At 65.3% G+C, this 16,263-nt stretch carries 13 protein-coding genes; 9 read left to right on the plus strand and 4 right to left on the minus strand.

Features of this window, described 5'->3' with window-relative positions:
• The first annotated feature begins 187 nt into the window (after nt 1–187).
• The 7 genes from AXZ77_RS14940 (at nt 188) to AXZ77_RS14970 (ending at nt 8,696) form a co-directional block, all read left to right on the plus strand.
• Nucleotides 188–1,747, plus strand: coding sequence for a 2-isopropylmalate synthase (locus tag AXZ77_RS14940; RefSeq protein ID WP_088735101.1), 1,560 nt, complete (start codon nt 188–190; stop codon nt 1,745–1,747).
• A 325-nt stretch (nt 1,748–2,072) separates the two neighbouring features.
• Nucleotides 2,073–3,104 (plus strand): rod shape-determining protein, encoded by a 1,032-nt coding sequence (locus AXZ77_RS14945; RefSeq protein WP_038064670.1) that lies wholly within the window; start codon nt 2,073–2,075, stop codon nt 3,102–3,104.
• 52 nt (nt 3,105–3,156) lie between these two features.
• Nucleotides 3,157–4,119: a rod shape-determining protein MreC gene (gene mreC / locus AXZ77_RS14950; protein WP_098411766.1), complete on the plus strand. Its 963-nt coding sequence runs from the start codon at nt 3,157–3,159 to the stop codon at nt 4,117–4,119.
• Nucleotides 4,116–4,655 (plus strand): rod shape-determining protein MreD, encoded by a 540-nt coding sequence (locus AXZ77_RS14955; RefSeq protein ID WP_098411767.1) that lies wholly within the window; start codon nt 4,116–4,118, stop codon nt 4,653–4,655. Before mreC ends, AXZ77_RS14955 begins: the two co-directional genes overlap by 4 nt.
• Before the next feature lie 11 nt (nt 4,656–4,666).
• Nucleotides 4,667–6,616 (plus strand): penicillin-binding protein 2, encoded by a 1,950-nt coding sequence (gene mrdA, locus AXZ77_RS14960; RefSeq protein ID WP_098411768.1) that lies wholly within the window; start codon nt 4,667–4,669, stop codon nt 6,614–6,616.
• Entirely contained in the window at nt 6,613–7,758 is a 1,146-nt protein-coding gene (gene rodA, locus AXZ77_RS14965; RefSeq protein ID WP_098411769.1) for a rod shape-determining protein RodA, read from the plus strand. Before mrdA ends, rodA begins: the two co-directional genes overlap by 4 nt.
• Nucleotides 7,755–8,696, plus strand: coding sequence for a glyoxylate/hydroxypyruvate reductase A (locus AXZ77_RS14970; protein WP_098411770.1), 942 nt, complete (start codon nt 7,755–7,757; stop codon nt 8,694–8,696). Before rodA ends, AXZ77_RS14970 begins: the two co-directional genes overlap by 4 nt.
• Nucleotides 8,697–8,759: 63 nt before the next feature.
• Here AXZ77_RS14970 and hisG read toward each other — a convergent pair whose 3' ends face one another.
• Genes hisG through hisS form a run of 3 tightly spaced genes read right to left on the minus strand, consistent with a single transcriptional unit; the run spans nt 8,760 to nt 12,042 of the window.
• A complete protein-coding gene (gene hisG, locus AXZ77_RS14975; protein ID WP_098412572.1) occupies nt 8,760–9,461 on the minus strand; it encodes an ATP phosphoribosyltransferase in 702 nt (233 codons plus the stop codon).
• A gap of 8 nt (nt 9,462–9,469) precedes the next feature.
• Entirely contained in the window at nt 9,470–10,540 is a 1,071-nt protein-coding gene (locus AXZ77_RS14980; RefSeq protein ID WP_098411771.1) for an ATP phosphoribosyltransferase regulatory subunit, read from the minus strand.
• Nucleotides 10,540–12,042: a histidine--tRNA ligase gene (hisS, locus tag AXZ77_RS14985; protein ID WP_078520369.1), complete on the minus strand. Its 1,503-nt coding sequence runs from the start codon at nt 12,040–12,042 to the stop codon at nt 10,540–10,542. Before hisS ends, AXZ77_RS14980 begins: the two co-directional genes overlap by 1 nt.
• 75 nt (nt 12,043–12,117) lie before the next feature.
• Here hisS and AXZ77_RS14990 point away from each other — a divergent pair, with 75 nt between their 5' ends.
• Together AXZ77_RS14990 and AXZ77_RS14995 are read left to right on the plus strand one after the other, a co-directional pair.
• Nucleotides 12,118–12,324 carry a SlyX family protein gene (locus AXZ77_RS14990; protein ID WP_098411772.1) on the plus strand — a complete coding sequence of 69 codons (207 nt, stop codon included), beginning with the start codon at nt 12,118–12,120 and terminating at the stop codon, nt 12,322–12,324.
• Complete coding sequence (locus AXZ77_RS14995; protein WP_098411773.1) at nt 12,324–12,749, plus strand: hypothetical protein; 426 nt, start codon at nt 12,324–12,326, stop codon at nt 12,747–12,749. Before AXZ77_RS14990 ends, AXZ77_RS14995 begins: the two co-directional genes overlap by 1 nt.
• A gap of 3 nt (nt 12,750–12,752) precedes the next feature.
• Here AXZ77_RS14995 and dnaE read toward each other — a convergent pair whose 3' ends face one another.
• Nucleotides 12,753–16,253: a DNA polymerase III subunit alpha gene (gene dnaE, locus AXZ77_RS15000; protein ID WP_098412573.1), complete on the minus strand. Its 3,501-nt coding sequence runs from the start codon at nt 16,251–16,253 to the stop codon at nt 12,753–12,755.
• Nucleotides 16,254–16,263: the final 10 nt, after the last annotated feature.

The raw sequence follows: 16,263 nt of genomic DNA on the forward strand, positions 1-16,263 counted from the left end.
CTCTCGCCCAAGGCGCGATGCCCCGTGGTCTCCTTCTTCTTAGCAGCCTCTGAGCGTGCCTTCGGGCGCGAACGCTCAGGGGTAACCAGCGCCCGGACAACTTCCGAAAGCCACCGCGCAATGCTGGCCTTCGGGACCAAGTAACGCTAAGAGCCAAGACGAAAGAGACTAGCAGATGGCCCAGACCATGATCGACAAAAACCGCGTTCTGATTTTCGACACGACCCTGCGCGATGGCGAGCAATCGCCGGGTGCGACGATGACCCATGACGAGAAGCTCGAGATCGCCGATCTGCTCGACGAAATGGGCGTCGACATCATCGAGGCCGGCTTCCCCATCGCTTCCGAGGGCGATTTCGAAGCCGTCAGCGATATAGCGAAACGCGCCAAGTTCTCGACGATTTGCGGGCTGGCCCGCGCGAAGCTGCCCGATATCGACCGCTGCTGGGAGGCCGTGCAGCACGCGAAATCGCCGCGCATCCACACCTTCATCGGCACCTCGCCGCTGCACCGCGCGATCCCGAACCTGACGATGGACGAGATGGCCGACGTCATCCACGAAACCGTCAGCCACGCGCGCAACCTGTGCGACAACGTGCAGTGGTCGCCGATGGATGCGACCCGGACCGAGCATGACTATCTCTGCCGCGTCGTCGAGATCGCGATCAAGGCGGGCGCCACCACGATCAACATCCCCGACACGGTGGGCTATACCGCGCCGGTCGAATCCGCCGATCTGATCCGGATGCTGCTCGAGCGGGTGCCGGGCGCCGACGAGATCATCTTCGCGACCCACTGCCACAACGATCTGGGCATGGCGACGGCGAACGCGCTGGCCGCGGTCGATGCGGGCGCGCGCCAGATCGAATGCACGATAAACGGTCTGGGCGAGCGCGCGGGCAACACCGCGCTCGAAGAGGTGGTGATGGCGATGAAGGTCCGTCAGGACATCATGCCCTACCAGACCCATATCGACACGACGAAGATCATGAACATCTCGCGCCGCGTGGCGCAGGTTTCGGGCTTCCCGGTGCAGTTCAACAAGGCGATCGTCGGCAAGAACGCCTTCCTGCACGAAAGCGGCATCCACCAGGATGGCGTGCTGAAGAACGTCGAGACCTTCGAGATCATGAAGCCCGCCGATATCGGCCTCAACGAGGCGAATATCGCAATGGGCAAGCACTCGGGCCGCGCCGCCCTGCGCGCGAAGCTCAAGGATCTGGGCTACGAGCTGGGCGACAACCAGCTCAAGGACGTCTTCGTCCGCTTCAAGGCGCTGGCCGACCGCAAGAAGGAAATCTACGACGAGGACCTGATCGCGCTGATGACCGACAGCGCCGCGAACACCGCCGATGACTACCTGCAGGTGAAATGGCTGCGCGTCGTCTGCGGCTCGGACGGGCAGGAAGCCGAGCTGAAGATGCTCGTCGATGGCGAGGAGAAATCCAGCAAGTGCCAAGGCGACGGTCCGGTCGACGCGGTCTTCAACTGCGTCAAGGAAATCTACCCGACGCAAGCGAAGCTGAAGCTCTATCAGGTGCATGCCGTGACCGAGGGCACTGACGCACAGGCGACCGTTTCGGTGCGCCTCGAGGAAGACGGGCGGATCGGCACCGGGGCCGCGTCGGATACCGACACGATCCTCGCGAGCGTGAAAGCCTATGTCGGCGCGCTCAACCGTCTGCGCTTCCGCAGCCAGAAAACCGCGCCCGACGCGGATGTGAAAACGGTGAGCTACAAGCTCTGAGCCGACCACAAGTTGCACAGGTTTCGGGCAGCCCGCGAAGGGCTGCCCATTTTCATTTCGACACCGCGCGAAATCGCCGATTTCAGCACGATTTCGTGACGTATCGCATATCTGTAATTTCAAGCGCTTTTTCCGAGCAAGATCCGCCCAAAATGTTGAAAAAGGTCAATCCCTTGGCCTAGCCTCAGCGGATAACCGCAGGGGGGCCTTGCCTGTGGCGCAAATCCGCTTCCCCGTAAGGGCCGCTTTGACTATACGAGGCGCGGGCCGTGGCTTGGCGCGAGTCGCGGTGTTTCTAAGAAATTTGGGATGGGACAGGCGTAATATGGTTGGTGGGATCTTCTCCTCGGACATGGCGATCGACCTCGGGACGGCGAACACGCTGGTCTATGTCAAAGGCAAGGGGATCGTGCTGAACGAACCCTCGGTGGTCGCCTATCACGTCAAGGACGGCAAGAAGCAGGTGCTGGCAGTCGGTGAAGACGCCAAGCTGATGCTCGGCCGGACCCCCGGCTCGATCGAAGCGATCCGCCCGATGCGCGACGGCGTCATCGCGGATTTCGACAGCGCCGAGGAAATGATCAAGCATTTCATCCGCAAGGTGCATAAGCGCTCGACCTTCTCGAAACCGAAGATCATCGTCTGCGTCCCGCATGGCGCGACCCCGGTGGAAAAGCGCGCGATCCGTCAGTCGGTTCTCTCGGCAGGTGCGCGCCGCGCCGGCCTGATCGCAGAGCCGATCGCAGCAGCCATCGGTGCCGGCATGCCGATCACCGACCCCACGGGTTCGATGGTGGTCGATATCGGCGGCGGCACGACCGAGGTGGCCGTCCTCTCGCTGGGCGACATCGTCTATGCGCGCTCGGTGCGCGTGGGCGGCGACCGCATGGACGAGGCGATCATCTCCTACCTGCGCCGCAACCAGAACCTTCTCGTGGGCGAATCCACCGCAGAGCGGATCAAGACCACGATCGGCACCGCGCGGATGCCCGATGACGGGCGCGGCATGTCGCTCCACGTGCGTGGCCGCGACCTGCTCAACGGCGTGCCGAAAGAAACCGAAATCACCCAGGCGCAAGTCGCCGAGGCGCTGTCCGAGCCGGTCCAGTCGATCTGCGACGCGGTGATGCAGGCGCTGGAGACCACCCCGCCGGACCTCGCCGCCGACATCGTTGACCGTGGCGTGATGCTCACGGGTGGCGGTGCGCTGCTGGGCGAGCTGGATCTGGCTCTGCGCGAGCAGACGGGCCTGTCGATCTCGATCGCCGATCAGTCGCTCAACTGTGTTGCGCTCGGCACCGGCAAGGCGCTTGAATATGAGAAACAGCTTCGCCACGTCATTGATTACGACAGCTGAGCCGGGACCGGGATCGCACCACGCCCGGCCAGTGATCTGACCGGAGACGGAATTGGCCAGAAATCGCGACGACCAAGACTATATCGGACCGCTGCGCCGACTGGGCGTTGCGGTTCTTGTCGTCATATTGCTCGCCCTCTTCCTCATCTGGCGCATCGACAGCCCGCGGATGGAGCGGTTCCGCTCTGCCCTCGTGGATCGCTTCGTGCCCAGCTTCGATTGGGCGATGGCCCCGGTCACGAAGCTGACCGACATGGTCGAGGGCTTCCAATCCTATTCGCGCATCTACGAGCAGAACCAGGAGTTGCGCCGCGAGCTGCAGCAGATGAAGGCGTGGAAGGAAGCCGCCGTTCAGCTGGAGCAGCAAAACGCGAAGCTTCTGGCGCAGAACAAGGTGCGGCTCGATCCGAAGCTGACCTCCGTGTCGGGGCGCGTGCTGGCCGATAGCGGCTCGCCCTTCCGCAAATCGGTGCTGCTGAATGTCGGCAAGCGCGACGGCATCGTCGATGGCTGGGCCACGATGGACGGGCTGGGCCTTGTGGGCCGGATCTCGGGCGTGGGCTCCTCGACTTCGCGGGTGCTGCTGCTGACCGACGCCTCGAGCCGCATCCCGGTCTCGATCCCGGCCTCGGGACAGAACGCGATCCTCGCGGGCGACAACTCCCCCTACCCGTTCGTGGATTTCCTCGAACATCCCGACCGCGTGCGCCCGGGCGACCGCGTGATCTCCTCGGGCGATGGCGGGGTCTTCCCGGCGGGGCTGCTGGTCGGTCAGGTCTTCCAGGGCCGCGACAAGCGGCTGCGCGTGCGCCTCGCGGCCGATTACGAGCGGCTCGACTTCCTGCGCGTGCTGCGCTCGCACCCGGCCGAGCGGATCGAGAATGCCGGCGGGCTGATCGCGCCCGACCCGAAGGTCATCGAACAGGAAGCCGCCGAGAAGGCGCGCTCGGAGGCCGCCGAGGGCGCGCTCGAACCCGATGACGGGTCGGAGGACGGCAACGGGGGCAACCAATGATCGACCCCATCACCCGCCGCCGCCTCAGCTACCGTACGCTCTTCGTCGTGATCGGCCTCGTGCTGATCTTCGTGCGCCTGATGCCGGTCAACCATTCGCCGGGCGGCCTGCCCGGCCCCGACCTGACCTTGGCCCTGACGCTCGCCTGGGTGCTGCGGCGCCCCGAATACGCCCCGGCCCTGCTGATCGTTCTGGTCTTCCTGCTTGAAGACATCATGTTCTGGCGGCCCATCGGGCTTTGGGCACTGATCGTCCTCGGCGCGACCGAATTCCTGCGCCGCCGCGAGCAAAGCCTGCGCGATCTGCCCTTCGCGCTGGAATGGGCATTGGTCGCAGGCCTGCTGATCGCTATGGTGGCGGTGAAGCGCATCGTCCTGCTGGTCACGATGGTCGATCAGCCGAGCCTCGGGCTGGAGCTGTTCCAGATGCTGGTGACGCTGGCCGCCTATCCGGTGGTAGTGCTGGTGTCGCGGGTGGCCTTCGGCCTGCGCCGCGCGGCACCGGGCGAGGTCGACGCCTACGGACATCGAATGTGAGGGGGCCCAGAATGAGACGATCCCCGAAAGAGACCGAAGTCAGCACCCGCCGCATCACGCGACGCGGCTTGCTCTTGGGCGGCGCGCAGGCGGCGGTCGTGGCCGTGCTGGCGGCGCGGATGCGCAAGATGCAGCTCGAAGACGCCAAGCAATACCGGCTGCTGGCCGAGGGCAACTCGGTGAAGATCCGGCTGATCCCGCCAGCGCGCGGTCTGATCTTCGATCGCAACGGGGTCATGCTTGCGGGCAACGAGCAGAATTACCGTGTCACGATCACCCGCGAGGATACCGACGACGTCGATGCGACGCTGGCCGCGTTGCGCCGTCTGATCCCGATTACCGATGGCGATACGAAAGACATCCTGCACGACATCCGCCGCCGCCCGCCGACGACGCCGGTCACGGTGGCCGACCGCCTGACATGGGACGAGTTCTCGCGCGTCGCGGTGAACGGCCCCTCGCTACCCGGTGTCAGCCCCGATGTCGGCCTGTCGCGCCTCTATCCCCGCCGCGAGGATTTCGGCCATGTGATCGGCTATGTCGGCCCGGTCTCGGATTACGATCTGAGCAAGATGGAAGATCCCGATCCGCTGCTGCTGATCCCGAAATTCCAGCTGGGCAAAACCGGGATCGAGGCCAAGGAGGAAAGCGTGCTGCGCGGTTCGGCCGGTCAGCGGCGCGTCGAGGTGAACTCCGCCGGGCGCGAGATGCGCGAGCTGTCGCGCGAACCCGGCCAGCCCGGCGAGAACCTACAGCTGACGCTCGATTATCGTCTCCAGAACTATGCGCTGCAGCGGCTGGAGGAGGAATCCGCAGCGACCGTGGTGATGGATGTGACCAATGGCGACGTGCTCGCCTGCGCCTCCGCACCGAGCTTCGATCCCAACCTGTTCGTGCGCGGGATCTCGGTCGCCGATTATCAGCGCCTCACGCAGGACGATCACCGCCCGCTGGCCGACAAGACCGTGCAGGGTCTCTACCCGCCGGGCTCGACCTACAAGATGGTCACCGCGCTCGCCGCGCTGGAGGCGGGGCTGGTCACGCCCGAGGAAACCATCTGGTGCCCCGGCTATGTCGAGATCGCGGGCCGCCGCTTCCACTGCTGGAAGGGCGCGGGCCATGGCCATGTGAACATGACCAAGAGCATGGAGCAGTCCTGCGACGTCTATTACTACGAGCTGTCGCAGCGCGTTGGCATCGACAAGATGAGCGACATGGCCAAGCGTCTGGGCGTGGGCGTCCGGCCCGACCTGCCGATGTCGGCGGTGAAGGAGGGCGTGGCCCCCACCAAGGAGTGGAAGCGGGAGCGCTACGGCAAGGACTGGCTGATCGGCGACACCGCGAACGCGGCCATCGGTCAGGGCTATGTGCTGGCCTCGCCGATGCATCTCGCGATCATGGCAGCGCGCATCGCCAGCGGCAAGAAGGTCGAGCCGCGTCTGATCCGCGCCCGTGACGGGGTCGAACAACCGATCCGCGTCACCGACGATCTGGGCGTCGAGAAGACCTATCTCGATAGCGTCCGCAAGGGGATGACCGCGGTGGTGAACTCCTCGCGCGGCACCGCGCGCGGCTCGCGCATCGCGATGAAGGAATGGAAGATGGCGGGCAAGACCGGCACCTCCCAGGTCCGCAACATCACCAAGGCCGAACGTGCCCGCGGCGTGATCCGCAACGAGCAGCTTCCCTGGAACCGCCGCGACCACGCGCTCTTCGTGGCCTTCGCCCCCATCGACAATCCGCGCTACGCGGTCTCGGTCGTGGTCGAACACGGCTCGGGCGGCTCGACGGCCGCCGCCCCGATCGCGCGCGACGTGTTGCTGTTCGCGCTGGCGGGCGGCCTGCCCCCGGACGATGCCTACCCGTCCTTCGCCCGCGCGAAGGCCAAGGAACTGAACGAAACGCTCGATCTGGTTGACCCCGACACCGTGCAGAAGCCGCAATCGAGGTCGCGCGCATGAGCTATCTCGAGAGCAATCTCAAGACCGTCCCGACGGGATGGCGCAAGATTTTCTATCTGAACTGGCCGCTGGTGATCTTGCTGACGGCGGTGGCCTGCGCGGGCTTCCTGATGCTCTACTCGGTCGCGGGCGGCAATATCCACACCTGGGCCGAACCGCAGATGAAGCGTTTCGCGCTCGGGATGATCGCGATGTTCACCGTGGCTTTCATCCCGGTCTGGTTCTGGCGCAATGTCTCGGCGCTGGCCTATTTCGTGGCGCTTTTGCTGCTTGTGGCGGTGGAGTTCTTCGGCGCGATCGGCATGGGCGCACAGCGCTGGCTCGAGATCGGCCCGCTGCGTATCCAGCCCTCCGAGCTGATGAAGATCACCCTCGTGATGCTGCTGGCCGCCTATTACGACTGGCTGCCCGTCGAGAAGGTTTCGCGCCCGCTTTGGGTGTTCATCCCTGCGGTGATCATTCTCGCGCCGACCTTCCTCGTGCTGGCCCAGCCCGACCTCGGCACCGCCGTGATGCTGGTGCTGGGCGGGGCCTTCGTGATGTTCGCGGCCGGGGTGTCGTTTTGGTATTTCGGCACCGTCATCGCGCTGGTCGTCGGGCTCGTCTTCGGCGTGATGGAAAGCCGCGGGACGGACTATCAGTTGCTGCACGACTACCAGTACAAGCGGATCGACACGTTCCTCGATCCGGGCTCGGACCCGCTTGGTGCGGGCTACAACATCATGCAGGCGCAGATCGCGCTCGGCTCGGGCGGCTGGTCGGGGCGCGGCTTCATGCAGGGCACGCAAAGTCGGCTGAACTTCCTGCCCGAGAAGCACACGGACTTCATCTTCACGACGCTCGCCGAAGAGTTCGGCTTCGTCGGCGCCTTCGGCTTGCTGATGCTTTACACCGGCATCATCGGCTTCGCGCTTTATACCGCGATGGCGACGAAGGACCGCTTCGCCTCACTCCTCAGTTTCGGGGTCGCGGGGACGTTCTTCTTCTTCTTCGCGATCAACATGGCGATGGTGATGGGGCTGATGCCTGTCGTGGGCGTTCCCCTGCCGCTAGTGAGTTACGGGGGCACCGCCATGATGATCCTGCTCGCGGCCTTCGGGCTGGTGCAAAGCGCTCATATCCATAGACCGAGGCAAAGATGATCCGCGTCCTTTTCGCCGACAAGCCCGAGAACTGGGCTCGTTACGAACGCCCGCTCACCGAGGCGATCGCCGCAACCGGTGTCGAGGCCCGGATCGTTCAACCGGGCGAGATCGACCCCGCGCAGATCGACTATGTCGTCTATTCACCGCAGGGCCCGGTGCAGGATTTCACCGCCTATACCGGCGCGAAGGCCGTGCTGAACCTCTGGGCCGGGGTGGAGCGCGTCGTGGGCAACGCGACCCTCACCCAGCCGCTGTGCCGGATGGTGGATGCGGGGCTGGAGCGCGGCATGGTCGATTACGTGACCGGCCATGTGCTGCGCTATCACCTCGGGATCGACGCGACCTTGGCGCAGCAAGACGGTGTCTGGCGCCATGACGGGGGCGTCCCGCCCCTGGCGCGCGACCGCTCGGTGGTGATGCTGGGATTGGGTGCGTTGGGCAAGGCCTGTGCCGAGGCACTCGCAGGTCTGGGCTTCAAAGTCACCGGCTGGAGCCGCAGCCCTAAGGACATCGCCGGGATCACCTGCCTGAGCGGCGAGGACGGTCTTGCGGAAGCGCTGTCGAAGGCGGAGATCCTCGTCTCGATCCTGCCCGACACCCCCGAGACCACCAATCTTCTGAACGCGAACACACTGGCGCAGATGCCGAAAGGCGCGCGGATCATCAATCCGGGCCGTGGCACGCTGATCGACGATGACGCGCTGCTGACGGCGCTCGATCGCGGCCAGATCGGCCATGCGACGCTCGACGTCTTCCGCGTCGAGCCTCTGCCCCCCGAGCACCCCTATTGGGCGCATCCCCACGTGACGGTGACGCCCCATATCGCCGCCGAGAGCCGGGCAGAGACCGCCTCGGAGGTGATTGCGGAGAATATCCGGCGCGGTGAGGCCGGCGAGCCGTTCCTCTATCTCGTGGATCGCTCGCGGGGCTATTGAGCGGCGCAGGCCGGGGGTTTCACACCCCCGGACCCCCGTGGGATATTTCGACCAAGAGGAAGATCAGAGCGTCGGCGCGGGCAGTCCGAGCTGCCGCGCGAGACCCGCAAGGCGGCTTTCCTGCCCCGACCAGTCGGCGGCGCGCGACGCGAACAGCGTCGCCTGAGACTGGTGGATCAGCCCGTCGGAGAGGATCTTCAGGTGGTTCGCGCGCAGCGTCTCGCCGCTCGAGGTGATGTCGGCCACGGCCTCCGCGGTGAGGTTCGCGATCGTGCCCTCGGTCGCGCCTTGGCTATCGACAAGCTGCCAATCGGCCACGCCCTCGCGGGTCAGGAATTCGCGCACCAGCCGGTGGTATTTCGTGGCGATCCGCAAGCGGAAGCCATGCGTTGCGCGGAAGCGGTGCGCGGCGGCGTCGAGGTCTTCGAGGCTGTCCACATCCGACCAGCAGGCCGGCACCGCGATGATCAGATCGGCATGGCCGAAGCCCATCGGCGCGAGATCGGCGACCTGGCTTTCCCAGTCGGCGAGCTTTTCGCGCACGAGATCGGAGCCGGTGACGCCCAGATGGATACGTCCAGCCGCCAGTTCGCGCGGGATTTCTCCGGCCGACAGCAGCACGAGCTGCACGCCCTCGGCCCCTTCGACCGCGCCTGCATATTCGCGCTCCGACCCGGTGCGCTTGAGCGTGATGCCCGCTTGCGCAAACCAGTCGAAGGTCTTCTCCATCAGACGCCCTTTGGAGGGCACGCCGAGTTTGATCATGGCCTCACTCATGCTTGCGCCTCCAGATCGGCCATCAGCCCAGCACGGATCACACCGCCCACGGCGGGGATTTCGCGCCCCTGCCCCAGTTGCCGGGTCAGCGCGTCGTAGCGCCCGCCGGAGGCGACCGGCGGCAGCGCCGGATCGGTGGCGGTGAAGGTGAAGACGAAGCCGTCGTAATATTCCATCGTCGAGCGCCCGTGGCTCGCGTCGAAGGTGATCGCGGCGAGGTCGATGCCGCGCGTCGCGAGCGCGTCGAGGCGCTTTTCGAGCCGCGCGATGGCCGGTTCGATGGCAGCAATGTTCAGCGCGCGCAGGGCGGCAGGCGCCTGATCCGCAGCACAGCGCAGTTCCGCCAGTTTACCCATCGCGGCGACCGCATCGGTCGGGATCGGCGCAGCGGCGGCATCGGCGGCGAGCGTGGCGATCCGCGCCTCCATCTCCTCGCGCGAGCGCAGCCCGATCCACGGCGCGCCGGAGCGCTGGCCGGTCAACAGATCGGCGCGGGCTTTCGGCACCTCGACCTGCCCCGAATAGCGCGCGAGCAGATGCTGGAAGCGCTTGGGGCGCCAGATGTGACGGGCAAGCGCGGCCTTGCGTTCGGGCAGCGTGTCGAGCCCGTCGACGGCGGCGCGCAGCAGGCCCATGTCGCCGATCGTGGCGGACAGGGTCAGCTTGGCGAGAAGCCCCGCGAACAGCGCGAAGACCTCGGCGTCGGCGGCTTCCGGGTCGGCGCGGTCGAAGATTTCGAACCCGGCCTGAAAATATTCATTGGCGCGCGCGGCGCCGCGATGATCCTGACGGCGGAAGACCTCGCCCGCATAGGCGTAGCGCGCAGGTTCGGCGCCGTTGGCCATATGCTCCTGCACGACCGGCACGGTGAAATCCGGGCGCAGCATCATCTCGCCGCGCAGCGGGTCGGCGGTGACATAGGCGCGGGCGCGGATATCCTCGCCGTAAAGGTCGAGAAGCGCTTCGGCGGGTTGCAGGATGTCGGGCGTGACCTCGACCGCACCCGCTTTGAGGAATTGCTCCAGCAGGCGGCTTGCCTGCGCCCGCGCTTGCGCCTTGTCCGCCATTACTCGGCCTCGTAGCGTGCAAGGATTTCTTGCACTTTTGCGACCATTTCCCCGGTCGGAACCTCGAATTGCGCCGGTTGGGATTTCCATTCTTCAACCGTCGCGTCCTGCGCGATCTTCGCGCCGAGGATCAGATCCTTGATCTGGACAACGCCGCGTTCGGCCTCGTCCGAGCCCTGGATGATCGCCACGGGGCTTTCGCGTTTGTCGGCGTATTTCAACTGGTTGCCGAAGTTCTTCGGGTTGCCCAGATAGACCTCGGCGCGCAGCCCTGCCCCGCGCAGCGTGGAGGCCAGCGCCATGTATTCCGCCATCCGGTCGCGATCCATCACGGTCACGACGACCGGGCCCTGTGCGGAGCCACCGATGCGGCCCTTGGCGCGCAACGCGGCCAGCAGGCGGTCGACACCGATGGAGACGCCGGTGGCCGGGACGACCTGACCGGTGAAGCGCTTGACCAGATCGTCATAGCGCCCGCCACCTGCGACCGAGCCGAATTGGCGCGGCCGGCCCTTCTCGTCGGTGATCTCGAAGGTCAGCTCGGCCTCGAAAACCGGGCCGGTGTAATAGCCCAAGCCCCGCACGACCGAGGGGTCGATCACGATGCGGTCGGGACCGTAGCCCTGCGCGTCGAGAAGCGAGGCGATCTGCTCCAGTTCATCCACGCCTTCCGCACCCAGCGCCGAGCCTTCGACCAGCTCGCGCAGTCGTGCGACGGTGGCGGCGTTGTCTTCGCGCTTGGCCTCCATGAAGCCCATGACCGTATCGGCCTGTGCCTCGGACAGCCCCGCGCCCTTGGTGAAGTCGCCGGAGTCGTCCAGACGCCCCTCGCCCATCAGAAGGCGCACGCCTTCCTCACCGAACTTGTCGAACTTGTCGATGGCGCGCAGGACGATGCCGCGCTCTTCCTCGAACTTGGCCGGATCGGCCGGGTCGAGAACGCCCGCGACTTCCATCACGCCGTTCAGCACCTTGCGGTTGTTCACCCGCACGACGTAATCGCCGCGCGGAATGCCGACCGCCTCCAGCGCGTCCGACAGCATGCCGCAGATCTCGGCGTCGGCGGCCACGGACGGCGCGCCCACGGTATCGGCATCGCATTGATAGAACTGGCGGAACCGGCCCGGACCGGGCTTTTCGTTGCGCCAGACGGGGCCCATCGTGAAGCGGCGATAGGGCGTCGGCAGGTCGTTGCGATATTGCGCAGCGACCCGGGCCAGCGGCGCCGTCATGTCGTAGCGCAGCGCCAGCCACTTGCCGTCATCTTCCTCCTGCCACGCGAAGACGCCCGCATTCGGGCGGTCCACATCGGGGAGGTATTTGCCCAGTGCCTCGACCGTCTCGATGGCCGAAGTTTCCAGCGCCTCGAAGCCATGCGTGCGATAGACCTCTGCGATCTTCGCCAGCATATCGGCCCGCTCGGTCACCTCCGTCCCGAAATAATCGCGGAAGCCCTTCGGGGCCTCTGCCTTGGGACGGGGCTGCTTTTTCTGTTTCGCCATCGGCTTGCACCTGATCTTATCTCGCGCGAGGGTGTAGCCCAAGGGGCTGGCCCCGGCAAGCAATAGGAACGGCAGATGCAGGAACGGCTGGAACGGGCGGAGGAACAGATCGCCTATCTGACGCAAACGGTGGACGAACTGTCCGATGTCGCGGCCGCGCAGGCCCGTCAGATCGAGCGGCTGGAGCGCCATCTGGGCCTGCTGATGGAGCGCGAGGCCGAGCGCGAATATGACAGCGGCAGCACGATCCCTCTGGCCGACCAGAAACCGCCGCACTGGTAATGGATGCGGCGCTCTGGGGGCTGAACGGGGTTTTCGTGAGCGCTCAGCTGCTCATCTACTCCGCTTTGCTGATCTGGCCCCCGGGCATCGACCTTCGTTCGACGATCGACCGGTTCGAGCTGTGGCAGGGCAGCGGCATCCTCGCGATGCAGGTGTTCTTCGCCGTGCCGCTTATGAGCGCGCTGATCTGGCGCACGCACGTGCATCGGCAGACCATGATTCTGATCTCGTTGAGTTTTCTGGCGACCGCCGTGCTGGGCGCGGCGGCGTGGCTGGAGATGGGCATGATCTCGGGCGCGGTGCGCGATGCGGTGAACGAGCGCGACCTGTTGCGCGGCTTGGCACTGCTGCGCTGGGGCGAGTTCGCCACCGCCCTTGCCGCCGCGATCGCGCTGCGGCTGGCATGGGTGGCGCGCAGCCTGTGAGGCTCAGACCTCTTCGACCTCGCTCACCCCGCGCAAGGAGCGCAGCGCGCCTTTCACCTGAGCATTGACCGGCGCCTCGCGCATCGCTGTGATCTGGTAGCGGCAGCCGCGCTCGGTGTCATAGACCATGAAGCTGATCGGACCGCGCGAATGGACCTTCCCTTCGCGGGCGACACGCTCGACGAGGCTCGCGACCGAGGCGACCGCGTCATTGTTGTCGATATGCACCAGAAGCCCGGACGACCCCGCATCGGCCGTCGCCTTGTCGACGGTCTGCGCGGCGTTGGCGACCATGCGCACCGACTCGCCATCGACCTCGACCTTCACGGTCAGCACCAGAAGGTTGCCGGTCTCGAGCACGTCGCGACAGGCTTCCAGCGCCTCCGACCAGAAGGCGACCTCATAGGGCCCGGACGCATCCGAAAGCGCCACGAAGGCGAAGCGATTGCCCTTGGCGGATTTCTTCTCGCGCACCGAGGCGACCTCGCCTGCGATCTTGGTCACGAAAGGACCGCCCACGGCCTTTTGCTGCACCTCTTCCCAGCTCAGCACCTTCTTGCGCTTGAGCGCGGGCAGGTAATCCTCGATCGGGTGGCCCGAGAGGTAGAAGCCGATGGCCTTGTGTTCCTCGGCCAGACGCTCGCCCGGCAGCCAGTCGTCGGTATCGGCCAGACGCGGCGGCGGCAGATCGTCGCCCGCCTCGCCGAACAGCGACACCTGCGCCGACTCGCGCGCCTCGATCACCGCGCCCGACCACGCCATCAGCGATTCCAGCGACTCGAAGACGCGCTTGCGGTTCGGGTCCAGAAGATCGAAGGCCCCGGCTCGCGCCAGCATCTCCAGCGGGCGCTTGCCCACGCGCTTCATGTCCACGCGCCGCGCGAAATCAAAGAGGTCCTTGAACGGCTCGTCGCCGCGCGCGGTCACGATCATCTGCATCGCATCCACGCCCACATTCTTCAGCGCGCCCAGCGCATAGACCAGCTTCTGATCGACCACGTCGAAGGTCGAAAGCGAGCGGTTCACGCAGGGCGGAATGATCTCGATCCCGAGCTTCTTCTGCACCTCGTCGGCATAGATCGCGAGCTTGTCGGTCAGATGAATATCGCAATTCATCACACCGCCCATGAACTCGACCGCGTGGTTCGCCTTCAGCCAGCCGGTATAATAGGACACCACCGCGTAGGCCGCCGCGTGGGATTTGTTGAAGCCGTAATTGGCGAATTTCTCCAGAAGGTCGAACACCTCGGAGGCCTTCTTCTTGTCGACCCCGTTCTTGGCGGCGCCCGCCTCGAATTTCGGGCGCTCGGCGTCCATCGCCTCCTTGATCTTCTTACCCATCGCGCGGCGAAGAAGGTCTGCGCCGCCAAGCGAGTAGCCCCCCATGACCTGCGCGATCTGCATCACCTGCTCCTGATAGACGATGATGCCCTGAGTCTCTTCGAGGATATGGTCGATGGTCGGGTGGACCGAGGTGATCTTCTTGAGCCCGTTCTTCACCTCGCAATAGGTCGGGATGTTCTCCATCGGGCCGGGACGATAGAGTGCCACGAGCGCGACGATATCCTCGATACAGGTGGGCTTCATCTGGCGCAGGGCCGATTTCATGCCCTCCGATTCCACCTGGAACACGGCGACCGTCTTCGCATCGGCGTAGAGCTTGTAGGTCTTCTCGTCATCCAGCGGGATCGCGTTGATATGGTTCTCCGCGCCCTCGGCAGGCTCGTAGAGCTGGTTGCCGGCGGCATCGACATGCAGTGGACGGCCCGATTTGAAGATCAGCTCCATCGCAGAGCGGATCACCGTCAGCGTCTTCAGGCCGAGGAAGTCGAACTTCACCAGCCCCGCCTGCTCGACCCATTTCATGTTGAACTGGGTCGCAGGCATGTCCGAGCGCGGATCCTGATAGAGCGGCACCAGCTCGTCGATCGGACGGTCGCCGATCACGACGCCCGCCGCGTGGGTCGAGGCGTTGCGCAGCAGACCTTCGATCGCTTTCGCATAATCGAGAAGCCGGGCGACCACCTCCTCGTTGCGGGCCGCTTCGCGCAGACGCGGCTCGTCGGCCAGCGCCTTCTCGATGCTGACGGGCTTCACGCCTTCGACCGGGATCAGCTTCGAGAGCTTGTCGACCTGCCCGTAGGACATCTGCAAGACCCGGCCAACGTCGCGCACGGCGGCCTTGGACAGAAGCGCGCCGAAGGTGATGATCTGGCCCACCTTCTCGCGCCCGTATTTGTTCTGAACGTATTGGATCACCTCCTCGCGGCGATCCATGCAGAAGTCGATGTCGAAGTCCGGCATCGAGACACGTTCGGGATTGAGGAAGCGTTCGAACAGCAGCGAATAGCGCAGCGGATCAAGGTCGGTGATGGTCAGCGCGTAAGCCACGAGCGAGCCCGCGCCCGAGCCCCGCCCCGGCCCGACCGGAATGTCGTGATCCTTGGCCCATTTGATGAAGTCCGCAACGATCAGGAAGTAGCCCGGGAACCCCATCTGCTCGATGATGTCGAGCTCGAATTGCAGGCGTTTCTCGTAATCCTCGACCGGTGCTGCATGCGGGATCACGTCAAGGCGGTTGCGCAACCCGTCCCAAGCCTGACGCCGCAGTTCCACCACCTCGTCATCGGCGAATTTCGGCAGGATCGGCGCGCGCTTGTAGGTCGAGAAAGCGCAGCGTTTCGCGATCTCGACGGTGTTCTCCACCGCTTCGGGCAGATCGGCGAAAAGCGCGACCATTTCGCCTTCGGATTTGAAATAGTGCTGCGGGGTCAGACGCCGGCGCGGTTCGATCTGATCGACATAGGCGCCTTCAGCGATACAGATCATCGCGTCATGGGCCTCGTAAATCGCGGGCTTAGGGAAATAGACGTCGTTCGTGGCGACCAGCGGCAGGCCCAGCTCATAGGCCCATTCGACGAAGGGCCGCTCGGTCGCGATCTCGGCCTCGGTCAGCGTGCCGCCCTCGCCCGGGTGGCGCTGCAACTCGACATAGAGGCGGTTCGGGTAGATCCCGGCCAGCTGTTGCAGCAGCGCCTTGGCGCGGTCCTTCGCGCCGTTCCGGATCAGCCGCCCGACCGGACCGTCGGGGCCGCCCGAAAGACAGATCAGCCCCTCGGAATACCGCTCCAGCTCTTCCAGCGTGACCTGAATCAGCGCCCCGTGCTTGTCGAGATAGAGGCACGAGTTCAGCTTCATCAGGTTCTCGTAACCGCGCTCGGTCTGGGCCAGCAGAACGATCGGTGCGGGCAGCCGCGGACGCTCGCCCGGCTTGGCCGGATCGAATTCCAGCGAGACCTGACAGCCGACGATCGGCTGCAACCCCGCCCCCGTCGCGGTCACGGAAAACTCGAGCGCCGCGAACATGTTGTTCGTGTCGGTCACGGCGACGGCGGGCATCTTCGCCGACTCGCACATCTTCACGAGTTTCTTGGCGGGCACGGCGCCTTCGAGCAGCGAATACTCGGTATGGACGCGCAGATGAATGAATCGGGGGCTGGTCATGCCACCAGAT

The sequence above is a fragment of the Thioclava sp. ES.031 genome (assembly GCF_002563775.1).
Taxonomy (GTDB): Bacteria; Pseudomonadota; Alphaproteobacteria; order Rhodobacterales; family Rhodobacteraceae; genus Thioclava.

What these genes read in the sequence shown, in the direction of transcription:
- AXZ77_RS14940 (WP_088735101.1), top strand. Translation starts at nt 188, where the DNA reads ATGATCGACAAAAACCGCGTTCTGATTTTCGACACGACCCTGCGCGAT.
- AXZ77_RS14945 (WP_038064670.1), top strand. Translation starts at nt 2,073, where the DNA reads ATGGTTGGTGGGATCTTCTCCTCGGACATGGCGATCGACCTCGGGACG.
- AXZ77_RS14955 (WP_098411767.1), top strand. Translation starts at nt 4,116, where the DNA reads ATGATCGACCCCATCACCCGCCGCCGCCTCAGCTACCGTACGCTCTTC.
- mrdA (WP_098411768.1), top strand. Translation starts at nt 4,667, where the DNA reads ATGAGACGATCCCCGAAAGAGACCGAAGTCAGCACCCGCCGCATCACG.
- rodA (WP_098411769.1), top strand. Translation starts at nt 6,613, where the DNA reads ATGAGCTATCTCGAGAGCAATCTCAAGACCGTCCCGACGGGATGGCGC.
- AXZ77_RS14970 (WP_098411770.1), top strand. Translation starts at nt 7,755, where the DNA reads ATGATCCGCGTCCTTTTCGCCGACAAGCCCGAGAACTGGGCTCGTTAC.
- hisG (WP_098412572.1), bottom strand. Translation starts at nt 9,461, where the DNA reads ATGATCAAACTCGGCGTGCCCTCCAAAGGGCGTCTGATGGAGAAGACC.
- AXZ77_RS14980 (WP_098411771.1), bottom strand. Translation starts at nt 10,540, where the DNA reads ATGGCGGACAAGGCGCAAGCGCGGGCGCAGGCAAGCCGCCTGCTGGAG.
- hisS (WP_078520369.1), bottom strand. Translation starts at nt 12,042, where the DNA reads ATGGCGAAACAGAAAAAGCAGCCCCGTCCCAAGGCAGAGGCCCCGAAG.
- AXZ77_RS14990 (WP_098411772.1), top strand. Translation starts at nt 12,118, where the DNA reads ATGCAGGAACGGCTGGAACGGGCGGAGGAACAGATCGCCTATCTGACG.
- AXZ77_RS14995 (WP_098411773.1), top strand. Translation starts at nt 12,324, where the DNA reads ATGGATGCGGCGCTCTGGGGGCTGAACGGGGTTTTCGTGAGCGCTCAG.
- dnaE (WP_098412573.1), bottom strand. Translation starts at nt 16,253, where the DNA reads ATGACCAGCCCCCGATTCATTCATCTGCGCGTCCATACCGAGTATTCG.